Annotated in this window: 18 protein-coding genes; 10 read left to right on the forward strand and 8 right to left on the reverse strand. The window is 70.7% G+C overall.

Annotated elements, in window-relative coordinates:
* Window positions 1-168: 168 nt before the first annotated feature.
* The 4 genes from ACQRWP_RS04235 to mmsB all read left to right on the forward strand — a co-directional run bounded on the left by ACQRWP_RS04235 (window position 169) and on the right by mmsB (window position 6,147).
* Entirely contained in the window at window positions 169-1,824 is a 1,656-nt protein-coding gene (locus tag ACQRWP_RS04235; RefSeq protein WP_430500892.1) for a glycoside hydrolase family 27 protein, read from the forward strand.
* 311 nt (window positions 1,825-2,135) lie between these two features.
* Window positions 2,136-3,278, forward strand: coding sequence for a multiple monosaccharide ABC transporter substrate-binding protein (chvE, locus tag ACQRWP_RS04240; protein ID WP_091401170.1), 1,143 nt, complete (start codon window positions 2,136-2,138; stop codon window positions 3,276-3,278).
* A gap of 83 nt (window positions 3,279-3,361) precedes the next feature.
* A complete protein-coding gene (mmsA, locus tag ACQRWP_RS04245; RefSeq protein ID WP_430500893.1) occupies window positions 3,362-4,900 on the forward strand; it encodes a multiple monosaccharide ABC transporter ATP-binding protein in 1,539 nt (512 codons plus the stop codon).
* The gene (mmsB, locus tag ACQRWP_RS04250; protein WP_430500894.1) at window positions 4,897-6,147 is read left to right on the forward strand and encodes a multiple monosaccharide ABC transporter permease; all 1,251 of its coding nucleotides are present in this window, start codon (window positions 4,897-4,899) and stop codon (window positions 6,145-6,147) included. Before mmsA ends, mmsB begins: the two co-directional genes overlap by 4 nt.
* Before the next feature lie 58 nt (window positions 6,148-6,205).
* Here the strand turns inward: mmsB and ACQRWP_RS04255 are convergent, their stop codons facing one another.
* Complete coding sequence (locus tag ACQRWP_RS04255) at window positions 6,206-7,582, reverse strand: DUF7594 domain-containing protein (RefSeq protein ID WP_430500895.1); 1,377 nt, start codon at window positions 7,580-7,582, stop codon at window positions 6,206-6,208.
* 220 nt (window positions 7,583-7,802) lie between these two features.
* Here ACQRWP_RS04255 and ACQRWP_RS04260 point away from each other — a divergent pair, with 220 nt between their 5' ends.
* From ACQRWP_RS04260 to ACQRWP_RS04275, 4 genes are all read left to right on the forward strand, one after another.
* Window positions 7,803-9,098, forward strand: coding sequence for an MFS transporter (locus tag ACQRWP_RS04260; RefSeq protein ID WP_430500896.1), 1,296 nt, complete (start codon window positions 7,803-7,805; stop codon window positions 9,096-9,098).
* The gene (locus ACQRWP_RS04265) at window positions 9,095-10,078 is read left to right on the forward strand and encodes a TolB family protein (protein WP_430500897.1); all 984 of its coding nucleotides are present in this window, start codon (window positions 9,095-9,097) and stop codon (window positions 10,076-10,078) included. The genes ACQRWP_RS04260 and ACQRWP_RS04265 overlap by 4 nt, the downstream gene beginning before the upstream one ends.
* 181 nt (window positions 10,079-10,259) lie before the next feature.
* A complete protein-coding gene (locus ACQRWP_RS04270; protein WP_430500898.1) occupies window positions 10,260-11,726 on the forward strand; it encodes an alkaline phosphatase D family protein in 1,467 nt (488 codons plus the stop codon).
* Between the two features lie 14 nt (window positions 11,727-11,740).
* Window positions 11,741-13,057: a hypothetical protein gene (locus ACQRWP_RS04275; protein WP_430500899.1), complete on the forward strand. Its 1,317-nt coding sequence runs from the start codon at window positions 11,741-11,743 to the stop codon at window positions 13,055-13,057.
* 76 nt (window positions 13,058-13,133) lie between these two features.
* On the opposite strand, the gene ACQRWP_RS04280 is transcribed toward ACQRWP_RS04275, so the two are convergent.
* The 4 genes from ACQRWP_RS04280 to ACQRWP_RS04295 all read right to left on the reverse strand — a co-directional run bounded on the left by ACQRWP_RS04280 (window position 13,134) and on the right by ACQRWP_RS04295 (window position 19,135).
* Window positions 13,134-14,072, reverse strand: coding sequence for an ABC transporter ATP-binding protein (locus ACQRWP_RS04280; RefSeq protein ID WP_430503402.1), 939 nt, complete (start codon window positions 14,070-14,072; stop codon window positions 13,134-13,136).
* 23 nt (window positions 14,073-14,095) lie between these two features.
* Window positions 14,096-17,131, reverse strand: a complete 3,036-nt coding sequence (locus tag ACQRWP_RS04285) for an FtsX-like permease family protein (protein ID WP_430500900.1) — start codon at window positions 17,129-17,131, stop codon at window positions 14,096-14,098.
* Between the two features lie 78 nt (window positions 17,132-17,209).
* Window positions 17,210-17,857 carry an ABC transporter ATP-binding protein gene (locus ACQRWP_RS04290; RefSeq protein ID WP_430500901.1) on the reverse strand — a complete coding sequence of 216 codons (648 nt, stop codon included), beginning with the start codon at window positions 17,855-17,857 and terminating at the stop codon, window positions 17,210-17,212.
* A 93-nt stretch (window positions 17,858-17,950) separates the two neighbouring features.
* Complete coding sequence (locus tag ACQRWP_RS04295) at window positions 17,951-19,135, reverse strand: low temperature requirement protein A (protein ID WP_430500902.1); 1,185 nt, start codon at window positions 19,133-19,135, stop codon at window positions 17,951-17,953.
* 241 nt (window positions 19,136-19,376) lie between these two features.
* Here ACQRWP_RS04295 and ACQRWP_RS04300 point away from each other — a divergent pair, with 241 nt between their 5' ends.
* Both ACQRWP_RS04300 and ACQRWP_RS04305 read left to right on the forward strand, forming a co-directional pair.
* Window positions 19,377-20,543, forward strand: coding sequence for a peptidoglycan DD-metalloendopeptidase family protein (locus ACQRWP_RS04300; protein ID WP_430500903.1), 1,167 nt, complete (start codon window positions 19,377-19,379; stop codon window positions 20,541-20,543).
* 64 nt (window positions 20,544-20,607) lie between these two features.
* Window positions 20,608-21,981, forward strand: coding sequence for an N-acetylmuramoyl-L-alanine amidase (locus ACQRWP_RS04305; protein ID WP_430500904.1), 1,374 nt, complete (start codon window positions 20,608-20,610; stop codon window positions 21,979-21,981).
* Window positions 21,982-21,997: 16 nt separating this feature from the next.
* On the opposite strand, the gene ACQRWP_RS04310 is transcribed toward ACQRWP_RS04305, so the two are convergent.
* The 3 genes from ACQRWP_RS04310 to ACQRWP_RS04320 are packed head-to-tail and all read right to left on the reverse strand — an operon-like array spanning window position 21,998 to window position 25,734.
* On the reverse strand, window positions 21,998-22,579 hold the full coding sequence (locus ACQRWP_RS04310; RefSeq protein WP_430500905.1) for a TetR/AcrR family transcriptional regulator: 582 nt from the start codon (window positions 22,577-22,579) through the stop codon (window positions 21,998-22,000).
* Between the two features lie 51 nt (window positions 22,580-22,630).
* Window positions 22,631-23,296, reverse strand: a complete 666-nt coding sequence (locus ACQRWP_RS04315; protein ID WP_430500906.1) for a PH domain-containing protein — start codon at window positions 23,294-23,296, stop codon at window positions 22,631-22,633.
* Between the two features lie 29 nt (window positions 23,297-23,325).
* Window positions 23,326-25,734 carry a PEP/pyruvate-binding domain-containing protein gene (locus tag ACQRWP_RS04320; protein ID WP_430500907.1) on the reverse strand — a complete coding sequence of 803 codons (2,409 nt, stop codon included), beginning with the start codon at window positions 25,732-25,734 and terminating at the stop codon, window positions 23,326-23,328.
* Window positions 25,735-25,771 lie beyond the last annotated feature (37 nt).

The raw sequence follows: 25,771 nt of genomic DNA on the forward strand, positions 1-25,771 counted from the left end.
GACCAATCGATGTCTGGCGATACAACGCCGTGCAGGTATTGAACCTCGTGAAATGTCGCCGTAACATGATGGGCGTCTCTGTTAACGCTAACAAAAATTGGCGTCCAACTATCGGCGCACCGACCAGAGATCGTAATCACGGGCGGGCGTCACCGACAAGGAGGCTCGATGAACCGCATTACCCGAGGTCGTCGCTGGGGGAGCGTACTGGCGGCCGGAATACTGCTCGCCGGTGCCCTGGTCGGCCTTCGCGCGCCGACGGCGCAGGCACTGGACAACGGCGTGGCGCGCACTCCCCCCATGGGTTGGAATTCGTGGAACTCGTTCGGCTGCAACATCAACGAGGCGCTGATCCGGCAGACGGCGGATGCGATCGTCAGCAGCGGCATGCGGGATTTGGGCTACAACTACGTCGTGGTCGACGACTGCTGGTTCAACCCCACCCGGGACAGCTCCGGCAACATCCAGGGCGACCCCGGCCGGTTCCCCAGCGGGATGAAGGCGCTCGGCGACTACCTGCACGCCCGGAACCTGAAGTTCGGCCTCTACCAGGTGCCGGTCGACAAGACCTGCGCGCAGTACTTCGGCGCCTACCCCGGCGCGACCGGCAGCCGTGGCCACGAGGTGCAGGACGCGCGCCAGTTCGCCGCCTGGGGTGTCGACTTCCTCAAGTACGACTGGTGCTCGCCGGAGGGCAGCATCAACGACCAGGTGACCACCTTCGCCAAGATGCGTGACGCGCTGGCCGCCACCGGCCGACCGATCGTCTACAGCATCAACTCCAACAGCATCCACGCCAAGACCGGCCCGCAGCGCAACTGGGGCGACGTGGCGAACATGTGGCGAACCACCGAGGACATCACCAACGCGTGGGACACCGGCCAGAGCAACGGCTACCCGATGGGCATCCAGAACATCATCAACGTGACCGTTCCGCTGGCGTCCTACGCGAGGCCGGGTGGGTTCAACGACCCGGACATGATGGAGGTCGGTCGCGGCGGCATGAACGACACGGAGATGCGCAGCCACTTCGCGATGTGGGCGATCATGGCCTCTCCGCTGATCGCCGGCAACGACGTGCGGAACATGAACGCCGCGACGCAGACCATCCTCAAGAACGCCAACCTGATCGCGATCAACCAGGACTCGCTCGGGTTGCAGGGGACGCAGGTGTCGTTCGACGGCACGCGTCGGGTGCTGGCCAAGCGGCTCGCCAACGGTGACGTCGCCGTGGCCCTCTTCAACCAGGGCGGCTCGACGACGACGATCTCGACCACGGCCGCGGCCATCGGCAAGTCCGGCTCGTCGTTCACGCTGGTGGACGCCTGGACCGGTGGCACCAGCTCCAGCAGTGGGACGATCAGCGCCAGCGTCCCCGCGCACGGCACTGTGGTGTACCGGGTCAGCGGTGGCGGGACGACTCCTCCGACGACGCCGCCGCCGACCACGTCGAGCGCGTACGCCAGCGCCGCCTCGGGCCGCTGCCTCGACGTGCCGAACAGCAACACGACCAACGGCACGCAGCCGGTCATCTGGGACTGCAACGGCGCCGCCAACCAGCGCTGGACCAGCAGCGGTCAGACCCTGCAGGCCCTCGGCAAGTGCCTGGACGCCCCGCTGAACGCCGCGGCCGGCACCAAGGTGCAGCTCTGGGACTGCAACGGCGGGACCAACCAGCAGTGGACGGTCAACGCCAACGGCACGATCAGCAACACGCAGTCCGGGCTCTGCCTGGACGTCAACGCCAACGCCACGGCAAACGGCACCACGGTGATCCTCTGGACCTGCACCGCGGCTGCCAACCAGCGGTGGTCGCAGCGGTAGCCGATCGGGTCCGCCGACCGCCAAGGTCGCGGCGACCCACCTGATCCGGCGGTAGTGCTGGTGCCCGCGGACGACAGACGTCGTCCGCGGGCATCGGTCTGTAGAGTGCTGCGGACGACACGCTGAGTCGCCGCATCCTGCCCTTCCGGCGGATCGGCCACATGGCTACGCTCGCCTGGATGCTCCGTTACGAGACCGTGACACCGGTATTTCGGATCTGGTGTTGACGCAATCTATGTGAGCGCTAACACTACCCGAAAGATGACACTTGGCCCCGGCAGTCGGCGGGGGAGTCCAGAGAGGAGAAGCCCGTGGGCAGGAAATTCCTGGTTGCTCTCGGCGGCGCGGCACTCGCGCTCAGTTTGGCGGCGTGCAGCGGCGGGGGTGCGGGCAGCGGCGAGAAGAGCGGCGACGAGAAGCCCAGCGATCTGACCATCGGTGTCTCGATGCCGACCCAGACCTCGGAGCGGTGGATCGCCGACGGCAACGCGGTGAAGTCGAAGCTGGAGGCCAAGGGCTACAAGGTCGACCTCCAGTACGCCGGCGACGACATCCCCACGCAGTCGCAGCAGGTCGACCAGATGATCACCCAGGGTGCGGATGTCCTGGTCCTCGCGGCGATCGACGGCACCGCGCTCAGCAGCCAGCTGCAGGCCGCCGCGGCCGCGAAGATCCCGGTCATCTCCTACGACCGACTGATCCGTGGCAGCAAGGACGTCGACTTCTACGTCAGCTTCGACAACTACAAGGTTGGCGTCGCCCAGGGCACCGCGCTGCTCGTCGGTCTCGGCCTGCTGAACAAGGACGGCTCGAAGGGCACGGCCAAGGGGCCGCTGAACGTCGAGCTCTTCGCCGGCTCGCTGGATGACAACAACACCCAGTACTTCTTCGGCGGCGCGATGGACACGCTGAAGCCGTTCATCGAGAACGGCACGCTGGTCGTCAAGTCCAAGCAGACCACCCCCGAGCAGGTAGCCATCCTGCGGTGGCAGCAGGAGACCGCGCAGAAGCGGATGGAGAACCTGCTCACCTCCAGCTACAACGACGGCTCGAAGGTCGACGGGGTGCTCTCGCCGTACGACGGCATCTCCCGCGGCATCATCACCGCCCTGCAGAACGCCGGCTACGGCAAGGGCGCGAAGAAGCTCCCGGTGGTGACCGGCCAGGACGCGGAGATCGCCTCGATCAAGCTGATCAACGACGGCGTGCAGAGCTCCACGGTCTTCAAGGACACCCGGCTGCTGGCCGAGCAGGCCGTGAACGCCGCCGAGGCGTTCCTGCAGAAGAAGCAGCCGCAGGCCAACGACACCCAGACGTACAACAACGGCGTCAAGGTCGTCCCGGCGTACCTGCTGCCGATCGCGACCGTCTACAAGGACGACATCAAGGCGACGCTGATCGACTCCGGCTACTGGACGGCGGAAGAGGTCGCCGCCGGTCAGGCCAAGAAGTAAGCCACTCGTCGGGCCCGGCGGTCACCCGCCGGGCCCGACGCCTGGGCGCGTACCACGTCCAGACCTGACGGAGGACAGTGACCATGGACGACACCATCCTCGAGATGCGTCGCATCACCAAGACCTTCCCCGGCGTGACCGCGCTGGAGGACGTCACCCTCGCAGTGCGCCGCGGGGAGATCCACGCCATCTGTGGTGAGAACGGCGCCGGCAAGTCCACCCTGATGAAGGTGCTGTCCGGCGTCTACCCGTCCGGCTCGTACGACGGCGAGATCCTCTTCGACGGCAAGCCGATGCAGTTCCGTGGCATCCGCGACAGCGAGGCCAACGGCATCGTCATCATCCACCAGGAGCTCGCCCTGGTGCCGTACCTGTCGATCGCGGAGAACATCTTCCTCGGCAACGAGCGGCGCGGCCGCAGCGGGCTCATCGACTGGAACTTCGCCAACGCCGAAGCGGCGAAGCTGCTGGCGTCCGTGGGGCTGCACGAGAACCCGGTCACCCCGGTCATCCAGCTCGGCGTCGGCAAGCAGCAGCTGGTGGAGATCGCCAAGGCGCTGTCGAAGAAGGTGCGCCTGCTCATCCTGGACGAGCCGACGGCCGCGCTCAACGACATCGACTCGGCGCACCTGCTCGACCTGTTGCGGGCCCTCAAGGAGCAGGGCATCACCTGCATCATGATCTCGCACAAGCTCAACGAGATCACCGCCATCGCCGACTCGACCACCGTCATCCGCGACGGACGCGCCGTGGAGACCCTCGACATGCGGTCCGAGGACGTGACCCAGCAGCGGATCATCCGGGGCATGGTCGGGCGCGACCTGGACAGCTTCTACCCCGACCGCGAGTCGTCCCCCGGTGACGAGGTCCTGCGCATCGAGGACTGGACGGTGCGCCACCCGGTCCAGGACCGGATGGTCGTCGAGGGCGTCGGCCTCTCCGTACGCGCCGGCGAGGTCGTCGGCATCGCGGGCCTCATGGGGGCCGGGCGGACCGAGCTGGCCATGAGCGTCTTCGGTCGGTCCTACGGGCGCGACATCCGGGGCCGACTCTTCGTCCACGGGCGGGAGGTGCAGGCGCGCACTGTCGCCGAGGCGATCGACAACGGCATCGCCTACGTCACCGAGGACCGCAAGCGCTACGGCCTCAACCTCATCGACGACGTGCGGCGCAACGTGTCCGCCGCCGCGTTGGACCGGCTGTCCCGTCTGGGCTGGGTGAACGGCAACGAGGAGATCAAGGTTGCCGAGGCGAGCCGCAAGGAGATGAACATCCGGACGCCGAGCGTCATGGCGGTGGTCGGCAAGCTCTCCGGCGGCAACCAGCAGAAGGTCGTGCTGTCGAAGTGGCTGTTCACCGACCCGGACGTGCTGATCCTCGACGAGCCCACCCGCGGGATCGACGTCGGTGCCAAGTACGAGATCTACACGATCATCAACCGGCTGGTGGCCGCCGGTAAGGCGGTGATCGTCATCTCCTCCGAGCTGCCGGAGCTGCTCGGGATGTGCGACCGCATCTACACCCTCGCCGCCGGCCGGATCACCGGCGAGATGCCGGTGGCCGAGGCGACTCAGGAGAGCCTCATGGAGCTGATGACCAAGGACAAGGAGCTCGTCGGATGACCAGCATCAAGACCCCTTCGACGGAGCGCCCCACGCCTCCGGAGAGCACGCCCGGCGCCGCCCTGCACAGCGGGACGAGCGACCTGCGGGCGCTGGTGTTGAACAACCTGCGGCAGAGCGGGATCTACGTTGCCCTGGTCGTCATCGTCGCGCTCTTCGCGGTCCTGACCGACGGGGTGTTGCTGAGCCCCGGCAACATCACCAACATCGTCCTCCAGTACTCGTACATCCTGGTCCTCGCCATCGGGATGGTCATCCTGATCATCGGTGGGCACATTGACCTGTCGGTCGGATCGGTCGTCGCGCTCACCGGAGCGGTCTCCGCCGTCCTGGTGATCCAGCAGGGCCACCCGTGGTGGATCGGCGTCGTTGCCGCGCTGGTCGTCGGCGTCGCGGTCGGCGCGTGGCACGGGTTCTGGGTGGCGTACGCCGGCATTCCGGCCTTCATCGTGACCCTGGCCGGCATGCTGCTGTTCCGGGGTCTGACCCTGCGGGTGCTCGACAACATCTCGCTGTCGCCGTTCCCGTCCGAGTACCAGCAGGTCGCGGCGGGCTTCCTCAACGGCCTGCTCGGCGGGCAGGGCTTCGACGCCTTCACGTTGCTGATCGGCGCCATCGCCGTGGCCGGCTACGCGGTCAGCGGCTTCCGCACCCGCGTGGCGCGTATCCGCTACCAGCAGCCCGTCGAGTCGTTCCCGCTCTTCGTCGCCCGGGTCGTGCTGGTCGGCGCGGTCCTCATGTACTTCGCCTGGCAGTTGGCGCACGCCCGAGGGCTGCCGATCGTGCTGATCATCCTGGCGGTCCTGGTGCTGGTCTACGGCCTGCTCACCCGGCGTACCGTCTTCGGTCGCCAGGTCTACGCGATCGGCGGCAACCTGTCGGCGGCGGCGCTGTCCGGGGTGAAGGTCCGCACCGTCAACTTCTGGATGTTCGTCAACATGGGCTTCCTGGCGGCGGTGGCCGGTGTCATCTACTCGTCGCGGTCGAACGGCGCCCAGCCCGCCGCCGGCAACATGTTCGAGCTGGACGCCATCGCGGCGGCCTTCATCGGCGGCGCGGCGGTCACCGGTGGCGTGGGCACCGTGGTGGGCGCGATGGTCGGTGGTCTGATCATGGCGGTGATGAGCAACGGCATGCAGCTGATGGGCATCGACCAGTCGACCCAGTCGGTGGTGAAGGGTCTCGTCCTGCTCGTCGCCGTCGCCTTCGACGTCTACAACAAGCGTCGCGCCGGCACCGCCCGCTGACGTTCCGACGGTACGCACGTGCCCCCTGCCCGCCTGGCGGACAGGGGGCACCCGTCCGTCAGTGGCAGGTGGTGGTGCCGGTGTCGGTGTAGGTCTGGCCGGCCACCGGTACGAACTGCCAGTCGTAGCTGTTGGAGTGCAGGGTGAACTTCAGTAGGCCCCACGCCGAGCTGTTACGCGCCTCGCTGTTGGGCTGGATGGTGCCGAAGCCGTAGTGGCCGGCGCCGCCCATCCCGGCGACGAAGCTGCGCAGGCCCCGGCTGGAGTCGGCGCCGCCGGCCGGGTTCATCGGGGCGAACCGCTCGTACACGTGGTTGTGCCCCCACACCACGACGTCGGCGTTGTAGTCGTAGAGCGCCTGGTACAGCGGACGCGTCGACGTCGACGGCGCGTGGTTGGAGCTGGACGTGAAGAGCGGGTGGTGCCAGTAGGCGAGCGTGCACGGCCTGCTGCTGGCGGCCAGGTCCGCGCGTAGCCACTTCTCCTGCGTCGAGCCGGCCGACATGCTGATGTTCGAGTTCAGCGACACGATGTGCCAGTTGCCGAGGTCGAACGAGTAGTAGCCGCGACCGCTCGGGCCGGCGGACGTACCGAAGTAGTTGTAGTAGCCGGTCGCGCCCGACGTGTTGTAGTCGTGGTTGCCCGGCGACGGGCGGGTGCGGGACTTGTGCCGACCCCAGGTGGGCTCGTAGTAGCTGTTGAACTGCGACGCCGTCCCGCTGTCGTAGACGTTGTCGCCGGTGGTGAAGACAGTTCCCGGGATGCTGTCGAGCAGCGTCGCGGTGGCGCTGTCGCCGGAGCCCGAGTCGGCGATGTCACCGGCACCGACGAACACCGGGTCGCCCGACGGGGGTGGCGTGGTGCTCCCGGTGACCACCAGTTGCGGAGCGTCAGCGCCACTCTCGCGGGTGTCGTAGTAGGCGCCGTCACCGCTGGTCGAGGTGGCGCCGAAGCTGTACGTGCCGTTGCCGGTGACCGCGGCCGTGACGTCGACCTCGTACCAGCTGTTGCCGCTGACCGCGCCGACCGTGCCGAGCGTGGCCCCGTCGATGGTCGGCTGGTTGTTCCAGGTGGTGCCGGTCTCCGACCAGGTCGTGTTGGACATCCGGCGGAACGTGCCACCGGCGTCGCTGCCGCTGTTGCCGCTGATCGTGCGCAGTCGCAGCTTGGCGCCGGTCACCGTGCCGCTGACACCGCTCACCGTGAAGCGCAGGAACGAGCGCCGCACCGGCGAGTTGTCGACCACGACCTGCGTGGACGTGCCGTAGTTGGTGGTGGCCGTGTCGCTCTGGACGTAGGTGTCGGCGACCGGCGTGAACGTCACGCTCGCCGCCGACGCCGCGCCAGCGCCGGTCACGACGACGGCGGCGGTCGCGGCGACGATCACCGTGACCACCCCCAGCGTCACCGACGGACGGGGGAATCGAATGCCCATTCAGGACTCCTTACCTCGTGGGAAGAGCGCAAGGAATGTAGGAAGGTCGATGAGCCGGGGGGCGACAGACGGATGAACAGTGCGTCCCGGCAAGCGAACACCTCGGTGTTGGGAGCCCGTTCACCCGCCCCTCGCCGGGATGCCACCCGCGGTCCGTTGTGCGCTCTCCACTGAGTACGGACGATGGCTGCCCGTCGACCGCCGATCCGAGGAGATGCTCGTGTACCTGTCGACCGTCTCCCGACCGGTCGCCGACCAACCCGAACCGGGGCCTCGACGCCGCCGGTTCGCGATGGTCAGCGGCAACGTCGTCGCGCTCGGCACGGTAAGTCTGATCACCGACGTGTCGGCCGAGATGGTGGCCGCGGTCCTGCCGCTCTATCTGGTGCTGGGCCTGCACCTCAGCCCGGTGGCGTTCGGCGTGCTGGACGGCGTCCACACCGGCGCCACCGCGCTGCTGCGGGTCGTCGGTGGTTTCGCCGCCGACCGGTTCCGGCGGCGCAAGCTGATCGCCGGCGTCGGGTACGCGCTCTCGGCGGTCGCGAAGCTCGGCCTGCTGCTCGCCGGTCGGTCGATCCCGGCGATCGGCGCCGTCATCGCCATCGACCGGATCGGCAAGGGGGTGCGCAGCGCGCCGCGCGACGCGCTGATCACGCTCTCCACGCCACCCGAAGAGCTGGGCCGGGCGTTCGGGGTGCACCGGGCGATGGACAGCGTCGGCGCGTTCCTCGGGCCGCTCGCCGCGTTCGCGGTCCTGCTGGTCGTCGGGCAGTCGTACGACGCGGTCTTCGTCACCAGCTTCTGCATCGCGGCCCTGGCCGTCGTGGTGCTCGTGCTCTTCGTCCGGGAGCGGCCGCCGGGCGAGGCGACGGACGGTGAGGCGACGGACGGGCCGGACGACCCGAAGGTCTCCGTCCGGGAGGCGTTCGGTCTGCTGCGCGTTGGACCGGCCCGGCGGCTGGTGCTGGCCGCCGCGATGCTCGGGCTGGCCACCATCGGCGACGGCTTCGTCTACCTGCTGCTGCAACGCCGGATGGACCTCGGCCTGCGCTGGTTCCCGCTGCTCGCGGTGGGGACCAGCCTGGCGTACCTGCTGCTCGCCGCCCCGCTCGGCGTACTCGCCGACCGGATCGGTCGCCTGCCCGTGGTGATCGGCGGTTACACCGCCCTCGGTGCGACGTACCTGCTGCTGGCCGGCCCGGTCGACGGTTGGCCGCTGATCGCCCTGGCGCTGACGCTGTACGGCGCCTTTTACGCGGCCACCGACGGCGTGCTCATCGCACTCGCCGGTCCGGTGCTGCCGGCGCGCCTGCGGACCACCGGAATCGCGCTGGTGCAGACCGGACAGGCCCTCGCGTACCTCGTCTCCTCCGTGCTGTTCGGTCTGGCCTGGCAGGCGTGGGGGCCGGAGAACGCGATCCGCGTGGCGGCCGTGGCCGTCGCCGGTGTCCTGATCGGCACGCTGCTCCTGCTGGCCTCCCCGTCCCGACTCACCACCCGGAAGGTCTCCCGATGACCGCGATGTCGACCCGAGCGAAGCTCGGCGTGGTGGTCGCCTCGGCCGTGCTGTTGGGCACCGTGGCGGCCGGCTACGCCGCCACGGCCGCGCAGGCTCCCCGGACGCCGCCACCCGCCGGCGGGGAGCAGGCGGTCACCCTGGCAAGCGGGCCGCGCCTGCTGGCGATCACCGACCGGCACGTCTCCACCGTCGCCGTGACCGACCCCGCCGGGCCGCGCACCGTCGCCGGCCTGGAGTGCCTCCGGGTGTACGCGGCGGCCGGCACCGGGGTCTGCCTGAAGCCGGAGACCGCGTGGTCGTACCAGGTTGTCGTGCTCGACGCGACGCTGCGCCAGACCCGGGCGGTCAGTGTGCCGGGGCTGCCGAACCGGGCCCGGGTCTCGGCCTCCGGCCGGATGGTCTCCTGGACGACGTTCGTCGGTGGCGACTCGTACACCTCCAGTGGCTTCTCCACCCGCACCGGGATCCTCGACACCCGCACCGGCACCACGGTGGCGTCGCTCGAAGAGTTCGCGATCACCCGGGACGGCCGGGGCTACCGCAACGCGGACGTCAACTACTGGGGCGTCACCTTCACCGCCGACGACAACCGCTTCTACGCGACCATGGCGACCGGCGGTAGGAGGTACCTCGTTCGGGGTGACCTCGCCGCCCGTACCGTCGAGACGCTGAAGGAGAACGTCGAGTGCCCGTCGCTGTCACCGGACGGCACCCGGCTCGCGTTCAAGGAGGCTGTCGACGCCGACCCGGCGAAGGGCTGGCGGCTCTCGGTCCTGGACCTGTCGAGCATGCGGGTCACCGCGACCGCCGAGGTCCGCAGCGTCGATGACCAGGCCGCGTGGCTGGACAGTGGAAAGCTGGCCTACACGCTGCGCCGTGACGACGGCCAGCCCGACGTCTGGAGTGTCCCGGCGGACGGGTCCGGCGCGCCGACGCTGGTGATTCCCGGCGCCGAGTCGCCGTCGCCGCTCACCTGACGGTCCGGCCCCCATCGCCGGCGGCCGGACACCTGAACGCCTTGGCACGGACAGCATTCCGTCATGTCGGATTCCGCCCCGCAGTCATCGCCGTTCATCGACGTTCCCGAGGCTGTTGACCATGACAAGGCTGAGCCGTCGCATTTTCGTCCTTGGTGGACTGGTAACCGCCGGAGTCGCTGTGACACCCCGCCAGGGTGCCCGCGCCGCGGCGCCGTACCCCTTCAAACTCGGTGTGGCGTCCGGTGATCCGGCGCCCGACAGCGTGGTCCTCTGGACCCGGCTGGCACCCTCCCCGCTCAACGCCGACGGGCAGGGCGGCATGGCCAACGCCGACGTGACAGTGGAGTGGCAGGTCTCCACCACCGACCGGTTCACCTCGCTGGTCGCCTCCGGCTCAGTGGTCGCCCGGTACGCCGACGCGCACTCCGTGCACGCCATCGCGGGCGGGCTAGCCGCCGACTCCGACTACTACTACCGGTTCCGGGCCCAGGGCCAGATCTCGCCGGTCGGGCGGACCCGGACCGCCCCGGCGCCCAGCGCCTTCGGCCGCGACCTGGTGATGGCCTTCGCCTCCTGCGCCCACTACGAGGCCGGCTACTACACGGCGTACCGGCGGATGGCCGAGGACAACCCCGGCCTGATCCTGCACCTCGGCGACTACATCTACGAGGGCGGCGTCGGCAGTTCCACGGTGCGGCAGCACGTCGGCGCCGAGATCGTGTCGCTGGCCGACTACCGCCGTCGGTACGCGCAGTACAAGTCCGACCCGGACCTGCAAGCCGCCCACGCGGCAGCGCCCTGGCTGGTGGTGCCGGACGACCACGAGGTGGAGAACAACTACGCCAACATGGTCCGCAACGACAGCAGCCCCACGCTGACCGCCGCCCAGTGGACCGCCCGGCGCACCGCCGCGTACCGGGCCTACTACGAGAACATGCCGCTGCGACCGGCGTCCGCCGCCAACGGCAACAGCATCCCGCTGTACCGGCGCGTCCGGTGGGGACAGCTCGCCACCTTCCACATGCTCGACACCCGGCAGTTCCGCGACGACCAGGCCTGCGGGGACGGTTGGAAGGTCTGCGCCGATGCGGACCTGGCCTCCCGGTCGCTGACCGGCGCCAGCCAGGAGGCGTGGCTGCTCGACGGGCTGGCCCAGCGCTACGGCACCTGGGACATCCTCGGCCAGCAGGTCTTCTTCGCCCAGCAGTTGGACGCGAACGGGGCGGCGAGCATGGACGCGTGGGACGGCTACCGGGCCTCCCGCAGCCGCATCCAGACCGGCTGGCAGCAGCGTGGGGTGCGCAACCCGCTGGTGCTCACCGGCGACGTGCACCGGTCGTGGGCCAACGACCTCAAGGCCGACTACGCCAACCCCTCCTCGGCCACCATCGGCACCGAGCTGGTCTGCACCTCGATCAGCTCGACCGGCAACGGCAGCGGCAGCACCACGGTCCCGAACGCGGCGGCCAACCCGCACCTGAAGTTCTACTCGGACCGGCGCGGCTACGTCCGTACCACCATCAGCCGCAGCCAGCTACGCGCGGACTTCCGCGCGGTGAACACCGTGACCGAGCACGGCGCGGCGGCGTCCACCGTGCGTTCGTTCGTCATCCTCGACGGCCAGCCCGGCCTGCAGGCCGGGTAAGGGAGAGAGCCACCATGACCGCGATCACCGCACTGCTCACCGCGTCCCTGCTGGTCCCGAACGTGGTTCCCGGCCCGACTGCGATGACCGCCGAGGCGGTCACCTGGACCACCGCGAACAGCGTCGCCACCGGCGACCAGGACCTGCCGTCCATCGCCATGAACCGCAACGGCCACGTCGCCGTGGTCTGGGAGGACGACCGGGACAGCACCGCCCCGGAGGACGACACCCACAGCGAGATCTACGTGCGCCTGTTCCGCGACGGCACGGCCGCGTACGAGCTGAAGCTCTCCACCGGGGGGACCAGCGGGGCCGCCTGGCGGCACCTCAGCCCCGATGTGGGGCTCGACGACCGGGGCAACGCCGTGGTGGTCTGGGCGGCCGACGGCGACGGCAACGGCGTCTACAACATCCAGTACCGGGTGGTCTCGCCCACCGGCGCGGTGCTCGGCTCGGGGCAGGCCAACGCCAGCGACGCCGGGCAGCAGATCTGGCCGAAGGTCTCGGTCGACCCGGACGGCGCGCCCAGCAACGCCGCCGCCGTCGGCTTCACGGTGGTCTGGGAGGACGTGCAGGGCACCGCTCCCGCCACCGTCAAGGCCGCCGGCTTCACCGCTGCCACCACCAAGGCGTACGAGGTGACGGCCTCGCAGACGACTGGCACGCACCACCGCCCCGACGTGGCGGTGTCCGCCTCCGGCGAGGCTCTGGTGGTCTGGGACGAGGACGCCGACGCGAACGGCTCGTACAACATCGGGCTGACCCGGCTGGCCCGGTCCAACGGTGCCGTGGCGCTGTCGCGGCGGACGGCCAACGCACAGAACGGCGGCCAGCAGCAGCGGGCCTCGGTGGCGGCGAACTTCGCCGGTGACTTCACCGTCGGATGGGAATCCGACCACCTCGGCACCCGGGGTGTCTGGGCCCGATCGTTCACCGCTGCGGGCACGCCCCGGCACGACGAGGTGCAGGCCTCCACCGGCACCGGTGCCATCGCTCCGGGGGTCGGCATCGACGACCAGGACAACGTGGTGGTGGGCTGGACGGTGTCCGGCGCCAACCCGGACGTCTGGGCGCGGGGCCTCAACCCGGACGGTACGTCCACCGGCCGGCTGGCCGCCCAGGCGCTGAGCCAGACCACGACGGGTCGACAGGAGCACTTCGCGGTCGCCGCGTCACCCTGGGGTGAGGTGAGCGTCTGCTACACCGACGACAACGACGGCAACACCTTCGACCAGGTGCTCCTCGGCCTGGGGACGACGAACTCCACCTGGCTGATGTCCGCCGACGAGCTGCGCCGACTGAAGGCGCGCGCGGGCGTCACCACCCACTGAGCCGGGGTGGTCCACTCGGGTTCGGGGAAGTCGCGGTGTTCCCGTCGCCGGGGACACCGCGACTTCGGCACCACGATCAGAGGGCGTGGCCCGGCTCGCCGCTGGCCCGTGCCACCCCGTCGTCCCCGCCGCCGGGCGACGGGGTGGACGCCGCGCGCAGAGTGATCGACTGATCGGTGTGGTCGACCTCGAAAAGCGTCCCGGCCGGGAAGGTCGCCAACGTCTCGGGCGGCAACTGGATCGTGCCGTCGCCGGCCACCACGGCGAAATCACGGCCGTTGCGCCCCTCGGCGCCGACCCGGCCGTCCCGGATGGTGACCGCTCGGCCCAGCCGGGCGCCCACCTCGCCGTCATGGGTCACCACGACCACAGTGGTGCCCCGCTCCGCGTTCACGGCGGCGAGCGCCGCGAGCACCTCGTCCCGACCGGACGCGTCGAGCTGGCTGGTCGGCTCGTCGACCAGGAGCAGCCCGGGCCCGGCCGCGAGCCCCTGCGCCAGAGCGGCCCGCTGACGTTGCCCCGGGGTCAGGTCGCCCACCCGCCGAGTGCCCGCGCCCGCGAGACCGACAAGGTCCAGGATCGCCTCCGGTGGGTCGAGCCGGCGTCCGGCGAGGCGTGCCGCGGGTCGCTGCGCCAACCAGATGTTGCGCGACAGCGACACGTACGGCAGCAGGTTGCGTTCGGCGCCTTGGAGCACGGTGCCGACCGTGGCTCCACGGAGAGCCGCCAGACCCTTCGACGAGAGCCGGGACAACTCATGGTCGCCCACGTACACGCGTCCGGCGGAGGGTTGCATGAGCCCGCCGAGGATCGCCACCAACGTGGACTTTCCCGAGCCGGACGGCCCCACCAACGCCAGCATCTCGCCCGGCGAGATCCGCAGGTCCACGCCGGAGAGCGCGACGACGTCGCCGGTACCGGTGGAATAGATGTGGATCAGCCGGTGGCAGGTGACGGCCACACCCCCGGCCGGCCGCGCGACGGTCAACGGCTCGTCGTGCGGCTCGGAGGTCATCGGCCGCTCCGGCGGGTCGGCGGTCATCGGCCGCTCCGGCGGCGCACCGAGGCGGCGACGACCCGACCGAGGACGACAGCGGTGAGAGCGAACAGCGTGACCGTGGGCGCCACGAACACCAACAGACGGCCGATGTCCGGCCACTCGGGTAGTGGGACCGGGGAACGGCCGTCACCGAACAGCCGCTGTCCGCTGCGGGTGAGCAGCCAGATCACCAGGGTGACGAGACCGCCCGACACGGCGGCGACCGCGACCGGTAACCCGTAGCCGCCACGGACGGCGCGTGGTGGCAACCCCTGCCGACGCAGCGCCACCAACATGGCCACCCGGGCACGCTGCTCGGCCGCCGCCATCGCGATGAGGCCGGCCGCCCCGATCAGCACCCCGGCCAGTGCGGCAAACAGGTTGAAGCGCAGCGCCAACGCCGGAGCCTGTCGATCGAAGTCCTGGCGAACTCCGGTGATCGTCCGCTCACCGATGACCGCCAGACCCTGTGCGCGAAGCCGGTCGAGGACGTCGGCGGGCGCGGTTGGAGCCAGCCACACCTCCTTGGTGCCGCTCTGGCCGGCGACGGCGAGTCGGTCGGCGTACTCCAGGTCGACGATCAGGCCGGCGCCACCGAGCTGCGGCAGACCGTCGGCCACGCCCTCGACCCGGGCCGTGGTCGGTGCCCCGTCGACGCCTTCGTGCGCATGAGCCCCGCCGAGCGGCGTCCCCTCCGACCGGGTCAGGTAGACGGGCAGCGGGAACGGTGAATCGACGACACTGATGCCGGCCGGCGTCACACGCCGGTTCTCGTACATTTCGAGGGCCAGCGCCGGGGCCGCGCCGCCCGTGGCGCTGAGAACAGAGTCATCCGCCGCGACGGAGCGCCGCCACCGCTTCAGATCGGCGAACTGCGTACCGGTCAGCACCACCGTCTCGGCGTTGTCATTGCCGTTGCGCAGCTCCTCGAAGTGGACCGTCAGGTCCTGCGCCACCACCGGAGCGACTACTTCGATCTTGACCAGGCGGCATTGCCGTACGCACTCGGGCACCTCAAGGACGTAGTCGTCGCGGCCGGGCAGGATGTCTTGGCGTGCGGTGACCACCCGGGTGCCATCGGCGCTGGAGACGGTCACCGCGAGGCGCACCCGATTCCCCCCGAAGGCCTCGGCGTCGAAGCCGGCCGACACGACGATGGTGAGCAGCCGCCCCCGTAGCAGCACCGGTTCCCCGGGCGGATCGGGGCGGATGGACCGTGCGACGTCCGCGAGGGACACTCCGTAGGACGGGTGCGGCACGGCCACCGTCGCCAGCCGGGCGGAGTCCACGGCGAGTACCGGTGTGCCGCCGTTGGGAACTTCTCTCGTCACGACCGCGGCCATCGCGAAGCGACCCTCGGGATCAGCCGCCCGCACGGCCGTCAACAGGTGCGTACGGGACGTCGCGTCGACCGCGACCACGCGCGGCGCGCCGACCTCCACGACCGCGCGATCGCTGTAGGCGGCCGAGGCGACCTCGCTCGTCGCCGCCGTGAAGGCGAGCATCGCGACAGCGACGGTGAGCAGCGCGATCAGGGGCCGGAACCGTGGCTGCCGGGCCACCTGCACCAGGGCCAGGCCGGTGGCGGTGCGGCCCCGCGCCAGCAGTGCCGCACCCACCGCGGCGCCGGCCATCATCGCGACCCGTGCCAGCAACACACCCGCGGCGAGCGCCCCGGCGACCGGTGCCACAAGTGCCAGCCCGCTGGGCGACCCGCCGGAGCGCAACTGCACCACGGCAGCTACCGCGATGGACACCGCGACGACGTCACCGATGGTCGCCCGCCATCCCTGTACCCGGGCCGGCACCCGACGTAGCAGGTCGACGACCGGTGCGGACAGCATCCGAGCCTGGGCCAGCAGTACCGCGGCGAGCGCGCCGGCGGCGCCGATGGCGGCGAAAGCGACCACGCTGGCGTCCAGCATGACGTCAGCGCGGGCCGGAAGCGTGTGAGCGGCGAGCAGCGTGGCAGCGGCGAGGCCACCCAAGCAGCCGAGGGGGATCGCGACCAAAGCGGGTATGGCGTGTTCGCCGATCGCCAGCGCCCACAGTCGTCGGCGTTGCACCCCGCGAAGCAGGAGCAGACCCTGCTCCGGTCGTCGCTGGTCCGCCGCCGAACCGACCGCGACGAAGAGCACCAGCCAGCAGAGCAGCACGAGCAGCCCGGCGCCCAGCGTGACGCCGTCGGCCAGTTGCCCGCGTTGCCGCGCGATGCGATCGAACAGGCTGGTCGCGGTGGTGCCGGCCCCGAAGCTCTGGCGGTTTCCGTCCCGCTGCACCGCCATGACCGTGGCCCGCAGTTCCGGCATGGACGTGCTGTCCAGCAGCTTCTCGGTGACGTAGAGGTCGGCCGTCGACCGATGCAGAATGGCATCGTCATCGGGCAGGGGAGAGGCTTCGGCGGTGAAGATGGCATCCTCGGCGCTGCCCGGGATCGACGTGCTGGCCGAGCCTCCAGTGGCTGGCCGGATGAGTTCCCCACCGAGCCAGAACGGCTCGGTCACGTCCAGCGGTCGGTAGATGCCGGTCACCCGCACCGGCACCGCGGCGAAGGTGAACCGATCGCCGACGGCGACACCCAGCCGCGCGGCGGTGTGCGTGCTGACCATGACCTCGGGGAGTTGGTCCCTCGACGTGGCCCGGGGGCAGGCGCCGGTCACGGCGACCTGCGCACACACTCCCGCTCGGAAGATCAGGCTGGAGGTCACGGTCCCGGCTCGACCGGTGGCGACGCCACCGGCCTGAGCGCCCAGGACGACGTCGAACCCGGCCGGCGTCAGTCGCTTGACAGTGCTGGCGAACGTGGTCCGGGTGGGGTCAGTGGGCATCCCCGGATATTCGACACCCTCGGCGAGCCGAATGCGAAGCTCGTTCGGCTCCGCATTGGACATCTCATACCGAGCCAGCGCCTGCCCGGCCGCGGCGACGTAGCTCGGTGCGGCCGCCGCGGCGGCACTGGCGAGCACCGCGAGCAGAAGCACCGCCAACGCCTGTGCCCGGCGGGCCGCGATCGCACCCGAGATGACGGTCAGCATTGACGCCGAGGCTATCGAGCCGTCCGCCGCTCCGCCGCCCCGTGCGACGGGACCGAGACCTGCCGGTTACCGGCGTCCTCAGTCGCGGAGGAGCTCCGCCCGCCCCTCGACGAGGTGCAGCTCTGCTTCGCAGGCGGCGGCCACCTCCGGGTCGTGGGTGGCGAACACGACGGCCGCGCCCCGCCGCGCCTCGTCGTGCAACAGATCGAGCACCCGCTGCCGATTGCCCGCGTCCAGCTCGCTTGTCACCTCGTCGGCCAGCAGCACACCCCCACGCAGGGCCAGGCCGCGGGCGACGGCCGTACGCTGTTGTTGGCCACCGGACAACTCCTCGACGAGTTGGTCGGCCTGGCCGGCAAGGCCCAGCAGATCCAGCATCGCGACGGTCTGCCGGCGGGCCTCCGGTGGTGTCACTCCACCGGCCACGAGCGCCACCTGAAGGTTCTCGGCCGCGGTGAGGACGGGAGCGAGGCCGTTTTCCTGCGGGATGAGGACGATCCGGTGCTCGACCGCGTGATCACGGTCGCGCAGCGGTTGCCCGTCGACAGTCACTGAGCCGTCCCGTGGCCGTAACAGCCCCGCCATCGCGTTGAGCAGGGTGGTCTTGCCGGCGCCCGACGACCCGGTCAACGCCAGGACCCGACCCGGTCGGACCGTCACCGAGATGTCCCTGAGGACGGCCGGCGCGTCGCCGTAGCCGACCGAGGCCCCGTCCATGCTCAACATGTGCCACCGCCCCTCCCGGCACCGATGACGCGCAGACTGCCACGGCGAGCGGGAGTCGCACAATCCCGTCGATCTGTTGACGGTACGACGTGGTCACTCGGCGTGGGTCAACCGCTCGTAGAGGACCAGGGCGGTGAGGAAGGCCGCCAGCAGGCCGAGGGCGGCCAGCGCGGGCAGGATCCGGGCCACCGGCAGCAGCAGGAGGACAACGCCGATCGCGACGAGCTGACCCGGCGAGCCGCCGACGGTCAGCCGGAGGAACAGCAGACGACCGATGAGGTAGAGCGCGGCACCGCCGTAGAGCACTGTCGTCGCCGGCCATCCCATCGGCTCCCCGGCGGGGTGCCGAGGCTGGTCCGTCAGGCTCGCGAGGATCAGGTGGATGCCCAGGGCGAAGTAGACGACCCCGGCGACCAGCGGCAGGTGCGCCAGCGTGTACGCGTCCGACGCCAACTGCTGACGGCGTCGGGTGCGTGGCGAGGCCGAGGTCAGCATCTTCGCGGCTTCCGGGGCGACGCCCACGAAGTAGAGCCACCACAGGCACACGGTCGCGGCGAAGCCGAACACCGCGGCCACCAGCACCGGCCAGGCGATCGTGGCCCGGCCCACGCCGGCCCCGGCCGACAGCAGGGACTCACCGAGCACGATGATCAGCACCAGACCGTGCCGTTCGGCGAAGTGTGCCCCGCTGCGGACCTCCCCGAAGCTGGCGGCGGTGGCGATCCGGCCGCCGCCGTAGTCGACGAGGAACGCCACGGTCCACAGAACTGTCTGCGCGGTCCCGCCGAGGACGGCTCCCACCACGAGCGGGATCCAGGCGAGTGTGGTGGACACGGCGAAGCGCAGGGTCTGCCGGCGGTACTGCGGGTTGCCGGACGAGGCGTAGGTCATCAGGGTGAGGTGCACCCCGCGGACCGCGATGTAGGCGATGGCCAGGGTGAGCGGCGGGCTCAACGCGCCGTCGTGGCGCTGCCATGCCTCTGGGATCACCAGGGCGGCCACGAAGATGGCGGCCATGGCCGCGAGCATTCCGGCCAGCACGGGGCCGTTGTCCGCGCGGACCTGATTGCCCAGCCAGGCGTAGCAGCTCCACGCGTACCAGAACCAGAGCAGGAGCAGCAGCCCCTGGTAGAGGGTGAGCGGCCCCAGCGACTCCGCCATGAAGCCGATGAGCCGCGTCAGCGCGAAGACCAGGACCAGGTCGAAGAAGATCTCGAAGGTGGTGGCCCGGTGTGCCTCCTCGACCAACACCGGCCGGGACCGAAGGGCACGGCTCATCGGTTCATCCTCGTCGGTCCGTCACCCTGCCTGTGGTCGATGCGCGAAATCGGATGATGTAGGAAACCTTCGATGGGTGCGTTGACTTCGACGGTTTACTACACAACAATCAGCGTCAATATCTACCTCCGTCTCCGTGGCTGTGCGATAACCCCTGGTCAACCCTGCCAGTACCCCACCCCTCAGCGGCCGCGGGCGCTCCATCGCTCCGGCCTGGATCCCCATCGAAAGCGAGGGCACGATGAGACACGGTCGACGACTGGTCGGTGGCGCAGCCATGGCCCTGTTGATGGTCACGGGCCTGATCGGGACCGCGCCCAGCGCCGCCGCCGCGGCGGTCACCCCCGCGCTCACCGCCGCGGTGACCGCCAAGCTGCTCGGCTCCGCCGAGCGGTCCACGGCCGACGTGCGACCGGACACCCGGATCACCGTCAGCCGCACCAGCGGCAGGTGGGCATTCGGCACCGCCGTCGTTCTCGCCCCCCGGCAGGAGGACGCGCACCCGACCGGGTCGATCTTCATCGCCCGGTCCGAGCCCGCCGGTTGGCGGATCGCCTTCGACGGCGAGGCCGCCTTCGGCGAGCTGGCCGCCGAGTCGCCCCTCGTGACGGCTCCGGAGAGGAGCGTGCTCACCACCACACCGGCCCCGATGTACGCGGGCGGCGACTACCGGACCGGAATGGCCCTGCCGTTCGGTGTGGGCCAGACGTGGACGCTCACCAGTGGCCCGCATGGCTGGGGCGGAAGTGAGTTGCCGTACAGCTCGGTCGACCTGGCCGGTGGTGACCAGGTGGTCCGCGCGGCGCGGGCCGGAGCGGCGTACACGATGTGTCAGGGGTGGATCCGGGTCATCCACGACCGAGGCTACTCGACCGACTACTACCACCTCTGGAACAGCATCTCCGTCAACGGTGCCAGCGTCGGCCAGGGCGCCGCCCTGGGTAACACCGGCACCGACGTGACCTGCGGCGGCGCCGCCTACGGCCGGCACGTCCACTTCGGGCTCCGGCAGAACAGCGCGTACGTGCCGATCGCCGGCCACGACATCGGCAAGTGGGTACTGGCCAACGGCGCCGCCGCCTACCAGGGCGGGGCACGGCACGGGTCGGCCTGGGCCGGTGCAGGCGCGGGCCTCTACAACTACGGCGCGCTCGGCTTCAACCAGGGAGTTGTCGACGCGAACGGCGGCGGGGTGCTCACCCGACGTGCCGGACCGGGGACCGGCTACGGCTCGCTCGGCTCGGTGGCAGACGGCGCCACCGTCACCATCTCCTGCTCGGCCAACGGCACCTCCCACACCGGGCGGTACGGCACCACGGCGCTCTGGAACCGGTTGAGCGACGGCAGTTGGGTGTCCGATGCCTACCTGTCGACCGGTGTGAACGGTCCGATCAACGGCTGGTGTTGACGAGTTCGACCGCCGAGGTTGGCGGCTCACCGGCCGCCAACCTCAGTTACCGCAAGGAGTGCTCATGTCCGTTCGTAGCTTCCACCGAGGCCGGATCCTGCTCGCCCTGACCACCGCCCTGACCGGAGTCGTCGCGGTCGCGTCACCGGCCATCGCCGGCCCCGGTGGGACGCCAGCGCCGGCCGCCCCGCTGGCCGTCGCGTTCGACACCGCCGCCGCGCGGTACGACGTTCCGCGCGACCTGCTGGTGGCGCTGGGGTACGCCGAGTCGCGGCTGGACATGCACGGCGGCACACCGAGCGCGGCAGGCGGTCACGGGCTGATGCACCTGGCGAGCAACCCCGGCGTGCGCACCCTGGACGAGGCTGCCGCGCTCACCCGGCTCAGTCCGGCCGCGCTGCGGACCGAACCCGCGGCGAACGTGCTCGGGGCGGCCGCGGTGCTGCGCTCGTACGCCGATCAAGCGGGCCTCACCGCTTCGGCGCGCGACGACGTGAACGGTTGGTACGGACCGGTCGCCCGGTACGGCGGCGCCAGCGAGCCGTCGGTCGCGCGGCTCTACGCGGACACCGTCTACGACCTGCTGCGTGCCGGGTTCACCGGGCGCGGCGAGGCGGTGGCCGGGCGGCCGGTCGCGCCCCGGCGGGGTGGCCTGGAGCGGGCCGCGGTGCTCGGCGGGATCGGCACCCTCAGCACCGACTACGGGCCGGCCGCGTGGGCGCCGGCCAGCACGAGCAACTACACCGTGGCCAGTCGACCGGGCAGCCACCCGGTCACCCGCATCGTCATCCACATGACGCAGGGCTCGTACGCCAGCGCCATCAGCTGGTTCCAGAACCCGGCCGCCAAGGTCAGCGCGCACTACACCTTCCGCTCCTCCGACGGGGCCGTCACCCAGTCGGTGCGGGAGAAGGACATCGGCCATCATGCCGGCAACTGGACCTACAACACCGAGTCGATCGGCATCGAGCACGAGGGATACGTCGACAACCCCGCCTGGTTCACCGACGCGATGTACCGCGCCTCGGCCGCGCTCACCCGTAGCCTCGCCACGAAGTACGGCATACCCAGGGATCGGGCGCACATCATCGCCCACCGTGAGGTGCCCGGTGCCACCCACACCGACCCGGGCCCGAACTGGAACTGGACCTACTACATGCAGTTGGTGAACGGGATCACCGGCATCGGCTCGGGCACGGTGAACACCGAGGCGTCCAGCCTCAACGTGCGCTCCGGCCCTGGCGCCAGCTATCCGGTCGTCGGCTCGGTCGCCGACGGCGCCACCGTCGCCGTCTACTGCCAGGCCGTCGGCAGCACGGTCACCGGCCCGTACGGCACGACCGCCATCTGGAACCGGATCGGCACCAACCGCTACGTCTCCGACGCCTACGTGCTGACCGGCTACGACGGGTACATCCCGAACGTGCCACGCTGCTGAGGGTGGACCACGACGCTCAGGCGGCCGCCGACGAGCCGAAGAGCAGGTCCAGTTGGGCGTCCAGCGCGCCCAGTGCCTGTTCGGCGGTGTACTGCCCGCCCAGCAGGTAGACACCGAGCCCCTCCATGAGCGCCAGCAGGCCGGCTGCAGCGGCGTCGCCGTGCCGGTCGGGCAGGACACTGGCGATGAACCCGGTGAACTGCGCGGTGTCCTCGTGCAGGCTGGGCGCGGCCGACGGTCGCACCGCCGTGTAGGCGAGGAACGCGAGTGCCACCCGCCCGTTGTCGCGGGTGCCTTCGTCGAGCGGCAGCAGCGCGGCGAGCATCGTGCGCAGCAGCAGCCGAGGCGACGGGGTCTCGCCCAGCCGTGCCACCGCCTCGGTGACCCGGAACTGGCTGCGCTCACGCACCACGCTCAACGCGAACGCCATCATCTCGTCCTTGGTCCGGAAGTAGTGCTGGACCATCCCGGCGGACACGCCGGCCTCGGCAGCCACGTGTCGGAGGCTGACGGCCTCCAGGCCCTGATCCGCGGCGACCCGCATCAGCGCGTCCGCGATGAGGGTGCGTCGCTCCTGGTGATCGACCTTCTTGGGCATGGCCTCGATCGTTTCACAGTGGGTGGCCCGGACACTCCGCCAGCGCGGCGGTCACCGGCTGACGGTGTGGCTCACCGGGGTGCCCCGCGCGCTGCGCAGCAGACCGTCCGGGTCGTCGACGTACAGTCGCAGCTCGTTCATCGGCGTGGACCCGGTCTTCGGCAGGTCGAAGGTCAGCGGCCGGCGCAGCAGGACGTCGATGCTGGTCTGGCTGCCGACCGAGATGGACACCACCTGACGGTCACCCTCCTGCTCGACCTGCACCGATCTGCTCGACGGCAGCGAGCGGTAGCGCTTGCGCAGGGCCTCGACGTCCGTCCACGGGATCCAGATGTCGATGCCCCAGCTGAGCCGCACCCGCAGGCCCCGGTCGCCCACGACGTGCGGGTGGATGGTCATGCTGGCGAACAGGCCGATCATCCAGAGCAGACCCCAGATGCCGAGGCCCAGCACGATCCAGCGGGCGGGCCGCCACGGCACCACGTGGGTGACCACGACGTCGAAGATCGGGATCTCCACGACGGACAGGCCGATGAAGATGCCCAGGATCGGCTTGACCACGCCGAGGTAGCCGAACGGCTCGTCGCCGGGCCCCAGCGGCAGTGGGCGCCGCCGCGCCCACACGTACAGGCTGCGCCACGTCGCGGCCTCGGCCTCGGCGGCCCGACGCAGCAGCGGGCCCACCCGCGCCCTGGTTGGCGTCTTCGTGTCGGTCATGGTCGTCCTTCTCGCTCGGGGGCCGACGGTCAGTGCAGCGTGACGGTTCCGGCGCCGCCGTCCACGGTGACGAGCTGCCCCGTGGCGATGGTCCGGGTGGCGTCCGGCACGCAGATGACGGCGGGAATGCCGTACTCACGGGCCACCGTCGGGCCGTGCGCCATGATCGCGCCGGTCTCGGTGACCAGCGCCGCCGCGGTGAGGAACAGCGGGGTCCAGCCGGGGTCGGTGGTCGCGGCCACCAGAACCTCGCCGGGCTCGACGTGGGCGGTGCCCGGGTCGTGCACGACCCGGGCGGGGCCGGTCACCCGGCCCGCCGACGCACCCACTCCGGCGAGCGTCCCGTCGCCGGCCGACGTCGCCGGCAGGACGGTCTCAACATCCGTGCCGTCGGAGAGCAGTGCCACCGGCACCGTCCGACGCCGCAACTCCCGGCGGTGCACCGCCCGTCGGGCAGTGACGGTGCCGCGCAGGTCAACACCCTGGTGTACGGCGGTGTGCACCTCGTCGAGGGTCAGGAACATGATGTCGTCGGGCTGGTCCAGCAGGTCGGCGCCGTGCAGGGCGGCGCCGATGAGCAGCAGTTGGTGGCGGGTCTCGCGCAGCGGGTACAGCCCGGCGAACTTGCCGGCCTCGCGCAGGCCGGCCAACGATCGCGCCCGGCGCAGCAGGAAGCCGGCGATCCTGCCCCGCACCGGCCGCCGACGGCGAGCACGGGCGACCAATTCCTCCAGCGCTGTCTCCGCCGCCGAGGCGGCCCGCTGGAAGCGCTGGTCGGGGCCCTGCTGTGGATCGGTGACCCGCAGGTAGTTGGCGACCGCGGCGAAGATCGGCGTCGGGTCCTCCGCCCAGCGCGGCACGCCGAGGTCGACTTCGGCGACGCCCCGGTGACCGTAGATGTCCAGGAAGGCCGCCATGCCGATGTCGGGCAGCGTGCCGCGCAGGTACCGTGCGGCCAACTCGGCCGGCGGGGTGTCGAGGAGAAGCTGGCGGTGCTCGCCCACGCCCTGGGCGAGCCGCCACAGGGCCAGGTCCATCTCGATGGTGACGTTGTGCGGCATGCCGCCCAGCACGGTGTGGATCTCGTCCGGGCCGGCGACGCCCTTGAGTAGCGCGGTCGGCAGGGCGGCGGCGAGCATCCCGGCGACGATCGGCCACATGATCGCGTCAGCGCTGTCGTCGGCGTCGGCGTCCTGCGCCTGCACGAAGCGCAGCCGGTCGGCGGTGGTACGCAGGTCGGCGGGGGCGGCCGAGCGTATTCTCAGCTGCTCGATCGCCTCGAACATCCGGGCCCGCGCGGCCTCGGGACGGGTCAGCGCCCGCAGGATCCCCACCACCGCGCGGCCGGCCGTCCGCAGCGACGCGGCCGCCGGTGCCCCACCGCGCCGGGCGCCGCCGCTGGTCGGGGCGAACCGGGGATCCGCCAGCACGTGCTGCATCACCGCCTGGGCGCGCGGCCCGAAGTCGACCGCCAGGAGCTTCACCAGTCGCTTGCGGGACGACCGGTCGCGCGCGAGGTCGGTCAGGTCGCCGTAGAGGCGGCCGCCGATGTCGACGATCTCGACCCGTACCCCGAGCGCGGCGAGCATCGCGGCGATCTGCGTCCGCAGGGTCGACATGCCCATCGGGGTGACCGGTTGCAGCATGCCCTGGACGTGCCCGAACTCCAGGTAGACGCGGGGGAGGGGCTTCCCGCTGCGCGGTGGGGCGGGGAACAGGCTGGTGATCGGCCGGGACTGGAGGAGCCACAGCACGTCGTCCGCGTCGATCGCCCACTCGACATCCTGTGGGCAGCCGAAGTGGGCCTGCAACCGCTCGCCGGTGGCGCGGAGGCGGGCCAGCTGCCTGGACGTCAGGCATCCGGCCTCGGTGCGCGTGACGTCGTCGAGGATGTAGTGGTCGACGGCCGTGGCGCCGTCCACCACTGTCGTGCCGAGGCCGGGCGCGGCGTCGACGGCCATCTCGTCGCGGCGGCCGGTCAGCGGGTTCGCGGTGAACAGCACTCCCGCCATCGTGGGTGTGACCATGCGCTGCACGACGACGGCCATCCGCACCGTTTCATGATCGATGTCGCGGGCGTCGCGGTACGCGGTCGCGCGGTCGCCGTGCAGCGAAGCCCAGCATTTCTCGATGGCGGCGATCAGCTCGGCGGTGCCGGTGACGTTGAGGACGCTGTCCTGCTGCCCGGCGAAGCTCGCGTCCGGCAGGTCCTCGGCGGTGGCGCTGGAGCGCACCGCCACCGGGCCCGCGCCGAGCCGCTGGTACGCGGCGACGACCTCGGCCGTGGGGACGACGCCGAGCCGGTGTGCCTCGGTGGTGACGCAGAAACCGTCGGGGACCTGCTCGCCGTGGCGGATCAGCTCGCCCAGCCCGGCCGCCTTGCCGCCGACCAGGGCGGTCATGGTGGCGGTCACCTCGGACAACGTGATCACGTGCATGGCGGCCCACTCTCGTTGCAATACGACTGCATTGCAT

Source organism: Micromonospora trifolii, assembly GCF_050516465.1.
GTDB classification, from domain to species: domain Bacteria; phylum Actinomycetota; class Actinomycetes; order Mycobacteriales; family Micromonosporaceae; genus Micromonospora; species Micromonospora trifolii.

Bases quoted from the DNA above. Each gene is read 5' to 3' on its own strand.
- ACQRWP_RS04235 (WP_430500892.1), top strand. From the start codon at position 169: ATGAACCGCATTACCCGAGGTCGTCGCTGGGGGAGCGTACTGGCGGCC.
- mmsA (WP_430500893.1), top strand. From the start codon at position 3,362: ATGGACGACACCATCCTCGAGATGCGTCGCATCACCAAGACCTTCCCC.
- mmsB (WP_430500894.1), top strand. From the start codon at position 4,897: ATGACCAGCATCAAGACCCCTTCGACGGAGCGCCCCACGCCTCCGGAG.
- ACQRWP_RS04255 (WP_430500895.1), bottom strand. From the start codon at position 7,582: ATGGGCATTCGATTCCCCCGTCCGTCGGTGACGCTGGGGGTGGTCACG.
- ACQRWP_RS04265 (WP_430500897.1), top strand. From the start codon at position 9,095: ATGACCGCGATGTCGACCCGAGCGAAGCTCGGCGTGGTGGTCGCCTCG.
- ACQRWP_RS04275 (WP_430500899.1), top strand. From the start codon at position 11,741: ATGACCGCGATCACCGCACTGCTCACCGCGTCCCTGCTGGTCCCGAAC.
- ACQRWP_RS04280 (WP_430503402.1), bottom strand. From the start codon at position 14,072: ATGACCTCCGAGCCGCACGACGAGCCGTTGACCGTCGCGCGGCCGGCC.
- ACQRWP_RS04285 (WP_430500900.1), bottom strand. From the start codon at position 17,131: ATGCTGACCGTCATCTCGGGTGCGATCGCGGCCCGCCGGGCACAGGCG.
- ACQRWP_RS04290 (WP_430500901.1), bottom strand. From the start codon at position 17,857: ATGTTGAGCATGGACGGGGCCTCGGTCGGCTACGGCGACGCGCCGGCC.
- ACQRWP_RS04295 (WP_430500902.1), bottom strand. From the start codon at position 19,135: ATGAGCCGTGCCCTTCGGTCCCGGCCGGTGTTGGTCGAGGAGGCACAC.
- ACQRWP_RS04300 (WP_430500903.1), top strand. From the start codon at position 19,377: ATGAGACACGGTCGACGACTGGTCGGTGGCGCAGCCATGGCCCTGTTG.
- ACQRWP_RS04305 (WP_430500904.1), top strand. From the start codon at position 20,608: ATGTCCGTTCGTAGCTTCCACCGAGGCCGGATCCTGCTCGCCCTGACC.
- ACQRWP_RS04310 (WP_430500905.1), bottom strand. From the start codon at position 22,579: ATGCCCAAGAAGGTCGATCACCAGGAGCGACGCACCCTCATCGCGGAC.
- ACQRWP_RS04315 (WP_430500906.1), bottom strand. From the start codon at position 23,296: ATGACCGACACGAAGACGCCAACCAGGGCGCGGGTGGGCCCGCTGCTG.
- ACQRWP_RS04320 (WP_430500907.1), bottom strand. From the start codon at position 25,734: ATGCACGTGATCACGTTGTCCGAGGTGACCGCCACCATGACCGCCCTG.